Origin of the sequence: Flavobacterium sp. ACAM 123, assembly GCF_000264055.1 — a bacterium.
Classification (GTDB): domain Bacteria; phylum Bacteroidota; class Bacteroidia; order Flavobacteriales; family Flavobacteriaceae; genus Flavobacterium.
This window is the reverse complement of the sequence record NZ_AJXL01000002.1, coordinates 43,835-56,376: the sequence shown is the minus strand read 5'-3', so window position 1 is coordinate 56,376 and position 12,542 is coordinate 43,835. Positions and strand designations below refer to the sequence as shown.

Annotated in this window: 13 protein-coding genes and 1 pseudogene; 3 read left to right on the top strand and 11 right to left on the bottom strand. The window is 36.2% G+C overall.

The window, feature by feature from the left end; all coding sequences use genetic code 11:
- Positions 1-2: 2 nt before the first annotated feature.
- The 11 genes and pseudogenes from A3SG_RS0100725 to A3SG_RS0100675 form a co-directional block, all read right to left on the bottom strand.
- Complete coding sequence (locus A3SG_RS0100725) at positions 3-1,250, bottom strand: efflux RND transporter periplasmic adaptor subunit (RefSeq protein WP_016988089.1); 1,248 nt, start codon at positions 1,248-1,250, stop codon at positions 3-5.
- Between the two features lie 2 nt (positions 1,251-1,252).
- Positions 1,253-2,482 carry a TolC family protein gene (locus A3SG_RS0100720; protein ID WP_016988088.1) on the bottom strand — a complete coding sequence of 410 codons (1,230 nt, stop codon included), beginning with the start codon at positions 2,480-2,482 and terminating at the stop codon, positions 1,253-1,255.
- A complete protein-coding gene (locus A3SG_RS22645; protein ID WP_029596528.1) occupies positions 2,469-4,406 on the bottom strand; it encodes an efflux RND transporter permease subunit in 1,938 nt (645 codons plus the stop codon). The genes A3SG_RS0100720 and A3SG_RS22645 overlap by 14 nt, the downstream gene beginning before the upstream one ends.
- A gap of 7 nt (positions 4,407-4,413) precedes the next feature.
- Entirely contained in the window at positions 4,414-5,694 is a 1,281-nt protein-coding gene (locus tag A3SG_RS22640) for an efflux RND transporter permease subunit (protein WP_016988086.1), read from the bottom strand.
- 5 nt (positions 5,695-5,699) lie between these two features.
- Complete coding sequence (locus A3SG_RS0100705) at positions 5,700-6,170, bottom strand: heme-binding domain-containing protein (protein ID WP_016988085.1); 471 nt, start codon at positions 6,168-6,170, stop codon at positions 5,700-5,702.
- Positions 6,171-6,878: a DUF3347 domain-containing protein gene (locus A3SG_RS0100700; protein WP_029596527.1), complete on the bottom strand. Its 708-nt coding sequence runs from the start codon at positions 6,876-6,878 to the stop codon at positions 6,171-6,173. It abuts the gene before it with no gap.
- A gap of 76 nt (positions 6,879-6,954) precedes the next feature.
- Positions 6,955-7,320 (bottom strand): annotated as a pseudogene (locus A3SG_RS0100695) (heavy-metal-associated domain-containing protein); the annotation flags it as partial.
- Between the two features lie 150 nt (positions 7,321-7,470).
- The gene (locus tag A3SG_RS0100690; RefSeq protein ID WP_016988082.1) at positions 7,471-7,836 is read right to left on the bottom strand and encodes a hypothetical protein; all 366 of its coding nucleotides are present in this window, start codon (positions 7,834-7,836) and stop codon (positions 7,471-7,473) included.
- A gap of 100 nt (positions 7,837-7,936) precedes the next feature.
- Complete coding sequence (locus A3SG_RS0100685) at positions 7,937-8,281, bottom strand: phage holin family protein (RefSeq protein ID WP_016988081.1); 345 nt, start codon at positions 8,279-8,281, stop codon at positions 7,937-7,939.
- Between the two features lie 44 nt (positions 8,282-8,325).
- Positions 8,326-9,096 (bottom strand): alpha/beta fold hydrolase, encoded by a 771-nt coding sequence (locus tag A3SG_RS0100680; protein WP_016988080.1) that lies wholly within the window; start codon positions 9,094-9,096, stop codon positions 8,326-8,328.
- A gap of 144 nt (positions 9,097-9,240) precedes the next feature.
- Positions 9,241-9,954 (bottom strand): pyridoxine 5'-phosphate synthase, encoded by a 714-nt coding sequence (locus A3SG_RS0100675; RefSeq protein WP_016988079.1) that lies wholly within the window; start codon positions 9,952-9,954, stop codon positions 9,241-9,243.
- 116 nt (positions 9,955-10,070) lie between these two features.
- Between A3SG_RS0100675 and A3SG_RS0100670 the strand changes: the two genes are divergently transcribed.
- The 3 genes from A3SG_RS0100670 to A3SG_RS0100660 all read left to right on the top strand — a co-directional run bounded on the left by A3SG_RS0100670 (position 10,071) and on the right by A3SG_RS0100660 (position 12,540).
- Positions 10,071-10,727, top strand: a complete 657-nt coding sequence (locus A3SG_RS0100670; RefSeq protein WP_016988078.1) for a CBS domain-containing protein — start codon at positions 10,071-10,073, stop codon at positions 10,725-10,727.
- A 72-nt stretch (positions 10,728-10,799) separates the two neighbouring features.
- The gene (locus A3SG_RS0100665; protein ID WP_016988077.1) at positions 10,800-11,684 is read left to right on the top strand and encodes an NAD kinase; all 885 of its coding nucleotides are present in this window, start codon (positions 10,800-10,802) and stop codon (positions 11,682-11,684) included.
- A gap of 172 nt (positions 11,685-11,856) precedes the next feature.
- Complete coding sequence (locus A3SG_RS0100660) at positions 11,857-12,540, top strand: DUF6089 family protein (RefSeq protein WP_016988076.1); 684 nt, start codon at positions 11,857-11,859, stop codon at positions 12,538-12,540.
- Positions 12,541-12,542: the final 2 nt, after the last annotated feature.

Sequence of the window (12,542 nt, the reverse complement as noted above, 5' to 3'; positions counted from 1 at the left end):
AATTATTCTGTTTTAATAAAGCTTTCGCTATCCATTAAATAGTGTGCATTTTCAGCTATTGCCTCATTTACATCCAGCCCTTCGAGGACCTGGATAAAATCATTGAGTTCAATTCCTGTTTTTATTTCTTTTGCTTTAAAACCGTTTCTTTTTTTAATAAAAACTACTTTTTTACTGCCGATACTCACTAATGCTTGCCTATGAACCCAAATGCCCTGAATGGGATTTGTTTCAACAACACCTTGCAATCGCAATCCAATCGGGAATTTCAAATTACTATTATTCAAATACACTCTGATTCTGTTCGTCTTATCCGTTGCGCTGAGTTGTGTTTCTATAAAATTCACTTTGGCATTTATAAAATCATTATCATCTAATTCTGAAGAAAACCGAATCGCTTGATTGACCTTGATCAAAGTGCTTTGTCCTTGCATCACATTGAAAATTCCCCATACTTTATCGGTATTCACTAGCTTAAAAACTACTTCGTTTTTCTTAATGTAATCTCCTTCTTTCAATGTTAAAGAGGTTGTTGTGGTCGAACTGTTTTGCATGGATTCTGCTACGCCAGTAGTCATACTTTCGGTTCCTTGAACAATTCCGTAAGTGGGACTGTAAATAGTGATCACAGGATTTGTTCTATTGGCTGCAGCCAATGAATTAATCTGACCTGTTGTCATTCCATAAAGCGCTAATTTCTGTTTAGAAGCATTTATAATAGATTTGTTTTCGGCATCGTTAGTGATTAAATAAATAAAGCTTTGCTGTGCTGTCAATAGTTCCGGACTATACAAATCAAAGAGTCGTTGTCCTCTACTTACTTTCTGGTATTTGTAATTTACATACATTTTTTCGATTCGGCCGCTAATCCTCGCCGCAATATTCACCGATGAATTAGGATCATACGCCACTATACCGGGCAACTTTATTTCACTACTGATAGTCGTATCCTTTGCCGTTGTAGTTTGAAAGTCCCCTACTACAAACCTATCGGTAGGTCGCAGTAAATGGTCAATGTCATTGCTTTGCACCGATTGTCCCTCAGTCACTTTCTTTACCAAATCCATCCCGCATATCGGACAATTTCCAGGTTCGTCCCTAATAATTTCAGGATGCATCGAGCAAGTATATACTTCAGAGGTCTTTTCAACGTCAGATTGTGCATTGTTATTATTTATAGCATAGTATACTCCAAATCCAACTACTAAAACAACAACTGCCACCAAGCTATATTTTATGTATTTGTTCATAATTATTTCGTTTCTAGTTGTTTTTCAATCGCTACTTGAGTGCTCAATATGGCCTGCAACTTTTCTAACTTTTCTATTTGAGCCATATTCAGGGCTTCCCAAGCATCTAATACTAAAAACAGATCTCCAGTATTATTTTGCCAGGCTATTATAGAAGTGTCATAATTTCGTCGTAATGCCGGAATGATGCTTTTGTCGGCAATTTCATACTGCTTTTTTAAGTTGGCCAACTCCGCCTGCATGCCTGAAATCATTCCTGTTGCTTCATTCAGTATCATTTGTTTTTGCCAATCCAGACTTTCATTTTTTATTTTAAAACTACTGATATTGGCTTTGTTCATTTTTGATGACCAAGGCATAGGGATTGTGATCATTCCCATCAAGGAAAATTGTTGCGGACCATTTCCAAAAGTGAACATGTGAACGTAGTTGACACCAAATTCAGGTAATAATTTAGCTTTCTCGATTTCAATCTTCAACTGATTTAAGGCAATCGTTTTCTCAATCGCTTTGACGTCACTTCTATTTTCAGAAAGCGAAACTGTATCTGATTTCAAAGGATTAAACTCCTTTAACACAAAATCAGATTCTATATCAAAAACAGTACTTTTGTCTCTTGCCATTAAAGTATTAAGTGCGATTTTCCTTTGTGAAATCTCATTTTGCAGCATCACTACCCTGCTTTCTAATGCACTGTATTGTGATTTTGCCTTGTAGTAGGTGGGTAGTTTATCCATATTATACTGATAGCGTATCTCCATACTTTTTATCATATACTCTAAAAGCAATAGATTATCGGTAGCTACTTTTATTTTTTTATCGAGTACAATCCATTGGTAATAATTCGTTTTTACCAAGGCATTCAACTGATTCAAAGTATAGTTTTTATTTTCTGCCTCTACCGAAGACATGGCGTTCATGTAATCAGAATCGGCTTTTAGCCTTGAAGCATTCGGAATCATTTGTGTCACACCTACCATATAGGAGCCCATATCTGGATTTATGTTGTAAGGAGTCATGAACAAGCCTGTACTCAGTTGAGGTGCCATCCAACTACGCGCTCCTTTGGCCGCTGCATCCATGCTCTGTATATCGGCATCGTACATTTTTAACTGGGGATTATTCGTTTTGACATTAGTCAAAATGGCATCCAATGAAAGTGTCTGCGCTACTGCGGCAGTACCGTTTAGCAGCAAACAAGTGATAATGATATAATATTTAATGTGTCGCATCGATAAGATCTATTTTGCCTTTTGTTCTTAATTCATGTTGCTTTGTCATTTCAAAAACAATAGGAGTTACTAATAATACATAAATAACAGAAGTGATTGTTCCTCCAATAAGCGGAACCGTAATGGGAATCATCACATCAGCACCCGTCCCTGTCGACCAAAGAATGGGAACTAATCCAAATAGAGAAACCGAAACCGTCATTAATTTTGGTCTCAACCTTTTTGCAGAGCCATCAATAATGTACTGTCGGAGGATGTCCGTGGTAATTGTCTTATTGCTATTGCCATGTTTTTCAACCATCTTATTCATGGCCTCGTTCAGGTAAATCGTCATTATCATCGCTGTTTCTATCGCCATTCCAAAAAGTGCGATGAACCCGACTGCAACGGCAACAGATAAATTAATCCCATAAAAATAGACCATAAAAATCCCTCCTATTAAAGCAAAAGGAACTGTTATCATCGTTATTAATGCTTCCTTCATTGATTTATATGTAAAATACAAAATCAGGAATATAATTAGTACAACTATCGGCAATATCAGAGATAGTGTTTTGTTGGCCCGAATTTGATTCTCCCATTGACCGCTCCATTCCACATAATATCCTTTTGGCAGTTTAGTCATCATGGTATTGAGCTTATCCTGCGCTTCCTCTACCGTACTTCCTAAATCCCGATCCCTAACATTAAACAAAACACTCCCACGCAGCATGGCATTTTCACTGTTTATCATCGGCGGTCCATCACTTATCTTTATATCTGCGACGGCATCTAAGGGTATTGGCCCGTATTCCATAGTTTGTACCTGCAGCTTTTTTAAGTCTTCGATACTATTTCTATACTCTTGGGCATATCTGGCATTTACAGAAAAACGCTGTCTCCCTTCAATAGTAGTCGTCAATGTCATTCCGCCAATAGCCGCTTCTACCACATTATTCACATCATCAATGCTGAGGCCGTATCTACCAATAGCCTCACGCTTTGCTTCAATATCGATATACTTCCCACCGGTTATTGGCTCGGCATACAAATCTTTCACTCCTTCAGTTCCTTCTAGCGTCTTTTTAATTTTTTGTGCCAAAGCTTCGATAGTATCCAAACTTGCCCCATAAATTTTCACTCCTACGTCTGTTCTAATTCCCGTCGAAAGCATGTTTATTCGATTAATAATAGGCTGCGTAAAACCATTAGTAACACCCGGTATTTGCAGTTTATTATTTATTTCATCTATGATATCACTTTTGGTTTTACCAGCTCTCCATTCGTTATGGGGTTTAAGCAAAATGATTGTTTCAATCATACTTATAGGACTATTGTCCGTTGCCGTATTGGCTCTGCCCGCTTTTCCTAAAACATGGGTTACCTCAGGAATTGATTTTATTATTTTATCCTGAACCTGCAATATTCTTTTTACTTCAGAATTAGAAACATCAGGTAAGGTGACAGGCATAAACAAAATAGATCCTTCATCTAAAGGAGGCATAAACTCTGAACCGAGACGCGTATACATCAATCCTCCTATCAGTAAAGCAATGCAGTTTACTAATAAAATGCTTTTTCTCCATTTTAAACAAAAAATCAGAATTGGCGTATACCAACTTTCCATTTTTTTATTGATTGGATTCTTATTCTCTGGACGCAATTTTCCTTTTAGCAAATAACTAATTAGAACTGGGGTCAGTGTAATGGCTAAAAAGGCATCTACTATCAGTATAAATGACTTTGTCCACGCTAAGGGACTAAATAATTTTCCTTCCATCCCCGTTAGTAGAAAAACGGGTAAAAAAGAAGCAATTACAATAAGTGTTGAATAAAAAACTCCAGGTCCTACGAGCTTAGATGAAGATTCAATTAACTTCATTCTTTCATCAGCTGATAATGGATCGTGTTCTTTTTTAAATATCTTTTTAAATAACTTTTTCATCGGTTGATTATTGATTGTTATCCATTTCTTCTTGTTTCTCAGAGATGGTTCTATAGGCATTTTCGACCATGACTATTCCATCGTCAACCACGACACCAATCGCTAAGGCAATTCCGGTAAGCGACATAATATTAGAGGAAATCCCAAAAGCCTCTAGCAAAATAAACCCTATAGCAACAGATATTGGCAACTGTATTAAAATAATCAAGGCACTTCTCCAATGGAAAAGAAAAAGTAGAATTATTATGGAGACTGCAATCATTTCTTCGATTAAAGTTCCTTTAACGGATTCAATTGCTTTTTTAATTAGCTCGCTTCTATCATAAGACGTTTTAAAAGTTACTCCTTCAGGCAATCCTTTTTCGACTTCTTTCATTTTCAGTTTCACCGCGTCTATGACCTTATCCGCATTTTCACCGTAACGCATCACAACAATCCCACCGACTACTTCACCTTCTCCGTTTGCGTCAAAAATACCCAGACGTAAATCTCCGCCCATTTGAACTGAACCGATATCTTTAACTCTTACGGGAACCGAATTATAATTCTTTATGGCAATTTCTTCAACATCTTTGATGTTTTTTATATAGCCAAGCCCTCGAACAATATAGGCCATGTTGCTCATTTCAAATTTGCGCCCACCAACATCATTATTACTAGTCTTTACGGCTTTCATCACTTCCATCATACTAACATTGTAGTACTGCATTTTCAAAGGATCTAAAACCAATTGATATTGTTTTTCAAAGCCTCCAAAGGACGCTACCTCAGCCACACCAGGAACCGTTTGTAAAGCAAATTTCACATACCAATCTTGCAGTGCTCTTTGCTCGCCTAAATCCATTCCATTCGTCTCTAAATGGTACCAAAATATATGCCCTACTCCTGTACCATCAGGGCCCAAAGTGGGAACTACGTTCTGCGGCAACAATCGTTGTGCATAATTTAATCGTTCCAGCACTCGAGTTCTTGCCCAATAAGGATCTACATTATCTTCAAAAATGACGTAAATAAAACTCATCCCAAACATGGAAGAAGCTCGGATGTTTTTGACTTTAGGAACTCCCTGTAAATTAGAAACTAAAGGGTAGGTTACCTGATCTTCTATTACCTGTGGACTTCTACCCATCCACTCCGTAAAAACAATAACTTGATTTTCTGATAAATCAGGAATCGCATCAATGGGGTTTTCTTGCACACTATAAATTCCCCAACCAAACAAGCAGGCGGAAACGAGCAAAACAATCGCTCGGTTTTTTAGTGAGAATGATATTAATTTTTCTACCATTAGGATTAATTATTTGCTGAAATACTGTCGCTCTTTTTTTCCATCCAATTTAGCAATACCGCTTTACTCTCTTTAGTGAGTCTGGCATTTTTATGTATGATCGTATAAGAATCCAAAGGCATTTCATCTGATTGTATTTGTTTGATCATTCGATCTAATTTGCTTCGTTGTTTTCGCTTGGAGTAAGTGCCGTATTCGCTAAAATTCAAATTTTCTTTTCCTTCACTAATATGACTGTCCAGAAACAGTCGTACCGGCTGAACATAGGAGTACCAGGGATAATTAGTACTATGGCTATGGCAATCAAAACAGGAATTTTGCAAAATAGTTTGCACTTTTGCAGGAGCTGAAAATGTCTTAGAAAAATGTAACGGTGTGACTGGCCCGTAATCTATATTACGGGCTGGCTGATACAGTTGCATCAACAAAAAAACGGCAATACCTAAAAGGGCTGTTTTCTTGATGACAGATCTCATTTAAAACTCTCTTTCCACTCTCCCACAACTCAACATTTCAGCGCCGTAATATGGGTTTTTGATCTCTTTCGAGTCACTTATCCAATAACCACTTTTACCTTGATCATACATTGGGCAATACTCTTGATATAATTTTTTATTGGTACCAAAAATTTTTATCATGTCATTCATGTCTCTACTCAAAAGAGCAAAATGTTCTCTTTGATGACTTATTTTTCCAGAATTATCTCCAATATGTTCGGCATGTTCTTTGGCATCATCTACAATATCATCGTATTCCTTTTTCAACTTTGCATCGATTGCAGTTGCGTTTGCAGTATTGAAAGTTGCCAATAATACTTTAGCTGCGGCAGCTGCACCATTTGAATCATCCTTAACAAGTGCATTTTTAATTTTCAAATAATCATTTACATTAGCATCTACAATTGCAGAAAAAGGAGTTACTGCAACTTTTTCTATTTTTACTTCTCCAGAAACAGCTTCCGCTTGCACTACTGGCTCAGTTAGTTTCATACCGCATTTAGAACATTCCTCACCTTCCTTTCCTGTAACTTCAGGATGCATTGGGCAAGAGTATAATTGACCCTCTGTCTGATTATCGCTTGTTTCCATAGTAGTTGTTTCAGCACCAGCTTCTGTTTTTCCATCCTTACAAGATGCAAATGCAACCATTAAAACAAGGAGACTTAATTTTGATATATTTTTCATTTTGATTTATTTTTATTGTTTTATTATTTTACTTTTTCTTGCGTTGTACTTCTACTGCCTGACTTCTATGAACAGTATTTTCTTTTTCTTCTTTTACATCGGCTGCTCTGTCATACTGACAACAGCCCGGAAGCTTATTAAAAGCAGCCTCTTCTGCATGGAACTGCTCACTGTCATAACCCACTAAAGCAATGCGCTTCAGGATTTCATCTTTATTGGTTATTTTCGAATCATAAATAAGCGTAGCCATTTTACTGTCTTTATTCCAGTCTACAGAGGCTATGTCTTTTTGATTCCCTGCTTTTTCTATTTTAGATTCGCACATGCCACAGTTTCCAAATATTTTTACGGTTTCTGTTTTAGAATTTTTAATTTGCGCAGTAGAAACTACAGCCGATAACAATAGAGTTATTGCCATCAATCCTTTTGTAATTGAGTTCATTTTATAAATAATTTAAAAGTGAAGTTGCTAAATCAATGTCTACAATAGCCCTAATGTCATTGTTAACAGTTGATAATAGCCGATAAAAAAATGATTTTGAAGCAAGATTTGCTTCGAATTTGACACACGATTGGCTGTCAAGAATAGGTTTTAGCTTATTTTAGGAATAAGCCAAAGATTAGTATATCCAGCAGAAGTGAAGGATACCGATTGATAAAATTTTTGTTTTTCAGATGAAAAATTAAAATTGGCACTGTCAATTTCAAATTGCGCATGAGAAGCAATTGCTGTATTTACAGTTGGAGTACTGCATAAAGCCTTTCCACATTTTCCATCGCAACCTTTATGTTTGTTACTTTTAGAACGGGAGTCCTTTTCACAACAATCTTTCTTCTTAGTCTTAGAAGACATTTCCATGGTACAAGAACCACCATCTGAATTTCCACACGCAAAAGTTGTATTTGGCATCATAAAGAGGCCAAGCAAAACGATTAATATAATGTGGATTTTTTTCATATTCTTTAAATCTAGTTTACAAAATTACTGAAAAAATAGTAGCACGTCACTAAATATTTGTTAAAAATGGCGGTTTGCTACTACTTTTTTATTCTTGTTCTTACTTATCCTCTCCTAATATTTTATACATAATGGACTGCAATATGGATAATATAACACTGAAAAACAAGGCAGTCCAGAATGAATCTACACTAAATCCTCCTACAATATTATCACATAATATGATAATCAAGGCATTGATAACTAATAAAAACAACCCTAAAGTTACAAAAGTAATTGGCAGGGTTAAAATAACCAAGATGGGTTTGATAAAAATATTAAGTAGTCCAAGAACAATTGCTACAATTAAAGCAGTAGTAAAACCCGCCACACGAACCCCTGTCATAAAGTTAGCTATTAGCAAAACCAAAGCCGATGTGATAAGAATTCTGATGATTAATTTCATGTTTTTTATTTTAAATTTTTATTAAAAGTGCTACTTATTTTAAATTATTTAATTCCCTTGAAAAAAGACATTGCTAGTTCATGAAACAATTCTGGGTTTTCGGCATGAAGCCAGTGCCCCGTATCTGCAATTGTTTTTGTGCTTGCCTTCGGAAAATAAGTTCTTATATTTTCAAAATCACTGTCTAAAACATAATTAGAATCTCCGCCACGGATAAAAAGCATTGGTTTCTCAAAAACGGAAGTTGCCGGCAACGCCACTCCTATCTCCTCCATTTTTTCATTAAAAACGGCGAGGTTAAAACGGAAAGCCAATTGTCCTGGCTCTTGCCAATACAAACTTTTCATTAAAAACTGTCTCGTACCAAAATCTGTTATGTATTCTGATAGTGTGTCTTCCACTTCAGATCGGCTTGGTTTTTTAGCAAAATCCACTGCATTCAACCCTCCCAGTATAGATTGGTGGTGTTGCGGATAAAACTTAGGCCCAATATCAGCGATAATCAGTTTGTCTACCATTTCTGGATGCAAGGTCGCAAAAAGCATCGCCGTTTTACCTCCCATAGAATGTCCTATCATATCGACATTTGTTAGATTATGGCCTTTGCAATACTCCAATATATCTTGAGCCATTAATTCATAACTGAACTCCTCAGAATGTAAACTTCGTCCGTGATTGCGAAGATCTAACAGATGAACTTCGAATCCCTCAGTTGCAAACTGGACTCCAAGTGTTTTCCAATTGTCTGACATCCCCAGAAATCCATGAAGAATTAAAAGTGGTTTTCCTGAACCTTCTATTTTTGAATATAACATATTGTATGTTTTAAAGAGCGCGTGAGGGATAGCAGCGAAAATCCTTTTATAGTATGGAGCGATAGCGGAATACTATAAAAGATTATAGCGCATAGCCCGACCATGCTGTAACGCTAGTGAAAGCATGGTCACGCCCTAATTATCTTATTTTAATTTTTGTAAATACATATTGACTACATTTTCCAAACCAAGGTATAATGACTCTGTGATTAAGGCATGACCGATGGAAACTTCAAGCAAATCTGGAATGTTATCTTTAAAAAACTGGATGTTATCCAAGCTTAAATCATGTCCTGCATTGATTCCCAGTCCCAGTTGATTAGCTAAAATCGCCGCTTTTACATACGGATCAATTCCGCTTTTATTCCCTAAACCATATTCATGCGCAAAAGCTTCAGTATAGAGTTCGATGCGGTCTGTCCCGGTTTGCTTGGCCCCTTCTATCATATCGAGATGGGGATCTACAAAGATAGAAGTGCGAATACCGTTGCGCTGAAACTCTTGAATCATTTCTGTTAAATAGGATTGATTTTTCACCGTATCCCAACCTGCAGAAGAGGTTATGGCCCCAATAGCATCGGGGACTAAGGTTACTTGCTCGGGTTTACACTCTAAGACCAAATCGATAAAATTATGTTGTGGGTTTCCTTCTATATTGAATTCAGTATATACGATTGCTTTAAGATCACGGGCATCCTGATAGCGAATGTGGCGCTCATCTGGTCGTGGGTGTATGGTGATTCCCTGGCCACCAAATTTTTGAATGTCTGTGGCCACTTTTAATAGGTCGGGTACATTTCCTCCGCGTGCATTACGTAAAGTAGCTATTTTGTTGATATTTACACTTAACTTTGTCATTGGAATAGGGTTTGATTATGAAATAACTATATAATTGCTACAAAAATACAAAGTAAAAGGTAGGCGTTTTTGCCTTTTTTTGATTATTTTGCATAAAAATTGAGGATTTATTTAAGATGGAAATTACAAACTACATAACCACTGATTATAAAGCCATTGACAGCCAAGAGACTATTGCGACTGTTAAAGACTTTTTTGATGATTTGACTTTTTCACACTTCCCAGTTGTCGAGGACGGTATCTACATTGGTAGTATATCATCTGAGGACATTGAAAATTTTGATAACGACAAAAAAGTGATTGATTATAAATATACTCTTGCGGGCTTTTTCACAAGAGCAGATTCAATCTGGCTCGAAGTATTAGAAGTTTTTGCAAAAAACCACACGAACCTGATTCCTGTTTTGGACGAAAAGAACAGCTATATTGGCTATTATGAAATAGACGATATTATGAGCTTTTTTCACCAAACTCCCTTTTTAAAAGAACAAGGAAGAATTATAAAGGTAAAAAAAGGAATGTTAGATTATTCCATGAGTCAGATTACGCAAATCGTGGAAAGCAATAACGGAAAACTTTTAGGTTTATTTATTTCTGAATCTAATGTCAACAGCATTGAAGTGACGATGAAAATTAGTTTGGGTGCCATTAATGAAATAATTCAATCTTTCAGAAGGTACAATTATGAAATAATATCAGAACACCCAGAAGACAATTATATCAATAGTTTAAAAGAACGCTCAGACTATTTAGACAAATACCTTAATATGTAATTATTTACCACGGTACTGATTTACGCTTTGCGCCAATTCAACGATTTTACAAACAAACGACTCAATAATAAAATGAAAGTAGCGATATACGGTCAATATTATCAAAATAGTACAGAACCTATCATAAAAGATATCTTCATTTTTTTTAATAAAAACAATGTAGAGTTAGTTATCGAAGCTTCTTTTCTGGAGCTTCTTTATGAGAAGCAAATTATAAAAAAAGAATATAGTACCTTTTCTTCCCATACAGAATTAGATCAAAGTTTTGACATGCTAATCAGCATTGGTGGCGACGGAACAATTTTAAGAGCAGCAACGATGGTGAGGGATTCCGGAATTCCAATATTAGGTATTAACGCCGGTAGATTAGGGTTTTTAGCAACGGTGCAAAAAGAGAATATCGATGAATTTCTTCAAATTGTGATTGAAAAAAAATACACACTGTCCAAAAGAACATTGTTGAGCTTATCTTGTAGCCCTAAAAATGAAGCCCTACAAGACATTAATTTTGCTATGAATGAAATTTCAGTGAGCCGAAAGGACACTACTTCAATGATAACGATTGACACCTATCTTAATGGTGAGTTTTTAAATTCTTATTGGGCCGACGGCTTAATTGTTTCAACACCTACTGGATCAACAGGGTATTCTCTAAGCTGCGGAGGACCCATATTAACTCCTGACGTGAAAAGCCTAGTAATCACGCCGATTGCCCCTCACAATCTCAATGCAAGACCACTGGTTATCCCCGACGAAACTGAAATCAAATTAAAAGTTTCAGGACGTGAAGAGCATTATCTCGTTTCATTAGACTCCAGAATTACCTCCGTAAGGAACGAATCCATTCTGACAATTAAAAAAACCCCTTTTGAAATAAACATGGTGGAACTCCCTGAAGAAACATTTCTAAAAACATTGCGCACCAAGTTATTGTGGGGTGAAGACAAAAGAAATTAAACTTTTTTTCCTGCCAAACTATACTATTGTATCCCATTTTTTCGTTTCGCCTTTAATAAATCCCTCTCTGGTATCCATTATGATGCCGATTCTTTATTTAATGGGCACATTTAACCTAATCGGTTTTGATTCGAAACGATAATTATTATATTTGCACGCAATTTTACTCAAAATGAATAGAACTTTTGCCTTATTTATAAGCTTATTCCTTAGTATGACCCTGTATTCACAGATACATGAAGTTGGAATTTTTCTGGGTGGAAGTAACTACATAGGAGATGTTGGACCCACGACCTACATCACCCCTAGTGAACCCGCTTTTGGAATATTATATAAATGGAACAAAAGCCCACGGCATGCTTATCGTTTTTCTTATACCCAATCAAAAATCACCTCAAATGATCTCGATTCAAAAGAACCCAGCAGAAGTCAAAGAGGATATCGTTTTGAAAATAGTATAAAAGAAGTATCTTTAGGCCTTGAATTCAATTTTTTTGATTTTGATCTTCATCAGCTGGAACGTAAAATTACGCCTTATGTGTATTCTGGGATTAGTTATTTCAGGTACGATGAATTGTATGTAGTATCAGGAGAAACGAGAACAGAGGAGCGTGCAAATTCATTTGCGATACCTATGATTGTAGGGATAAAATCAAACATTACACCTAGTTTAATATTGGCTTTAGAAGTGGGTACGCGTTACAGTATTACTGATAATCTGGACGGAAGCAATCCGAAAAGTGAAAGACTAAAACCATTACAATTTGGAAATATAAATAATAATGATTGGTATGTTTTTTCAGGGTTGACGCTAACCTATACCTTTGGAAAAAAACCATGTTACTGTGCAGAATAAAA

Coding starts and splice junctions, on each gene's coding strand:
- A3SG_RS0100725 (WP_016988089.1), bottom strand. CDS start 1,250: ATGAACAAATACATAAAATATAGCTTGGTGGCAGTTGTTGTTTTAGTA.
- A3SG_RS0100675 (WP_016988079.1), bottom strand. CDS start 9,954: ATGACAAAGTTAAGTGTAAATATCAACAAAATAGCTACTTTACGTAAT.
- A3SG_RS0100705 (WP_016988085.1), bottom strand. CDS start 6,170: ATGAGATCTGTCATCAAGAAAACAGCCCTTTTAGGTATTGCCGTTTTT.
- A3SG_RS0100685 (WP_016988081.1), bottom strand. CDS start 8,281: ATGAAATTAATCATCAGAATTCTTATCACATCGGCTTTGGTTTTGCTA.
- A3SG_RS0100690 (WP_016988082.1), bottom strand. CDS start 7,836: ATGAAAAAAATCCACATTATATTAATCGTTTTGCTTGGCCTCTTTATG.
- A3SG_RS22640 (WP_016988086.1), bottom strand. CDS start 5,694: ATGGTAGAAAAATTAATATCATTCTCACTAAAAAACCGAGCGATTGTT.
- A3SG_RS0100670 (WP_016988078.1), top strand. CDS start 10,071: ATGGAAATTACAAACTACATAACCACTGATTATAAAGCCATTGACAGC.
- A3SG_RS0100665 (WP_016988077.1), top strand. CDS start 10,800: ATGAAAGTAGCGATATACGGTCAATATTATCAAAATAGTACAGAACCT.
- A3SG_RS22645 (WP_029596528.1), bottom strand. CDS start 4,406: ATGAAAAAGTTATTTAAAAAGATATTTAAAAAAGAACACGATCCATTA.
- A3SG_RS0100700 (WP_029596527.1), bottom strand. CDS start 6,878: ATGAAAAATATATCAAAATTAAGTCTCCTTGTTTTAATGGTTGCATTT.
- A3SG_RS0100680 (WP_016988080.1), bottom strand. CDS start 9,096: ATGTTATATTCAAAAATAGAAGGTTCAGGAAAACCACTTTTAATTCTT.
- A3SG_RS0100720 (WP_016988088.1), bottom strand. CDS start 2,482: ATGCGACACATTAAATATTATATCATTATCACTTGTTTGCTGCTAAAC.
- A3SG_RS0100660 (WP_016988076.1), top strand. CDS start 11,857: ATGAATAGAACTTTTGCCTTATTTATAAGCTTATTCCTTAGTATGACC.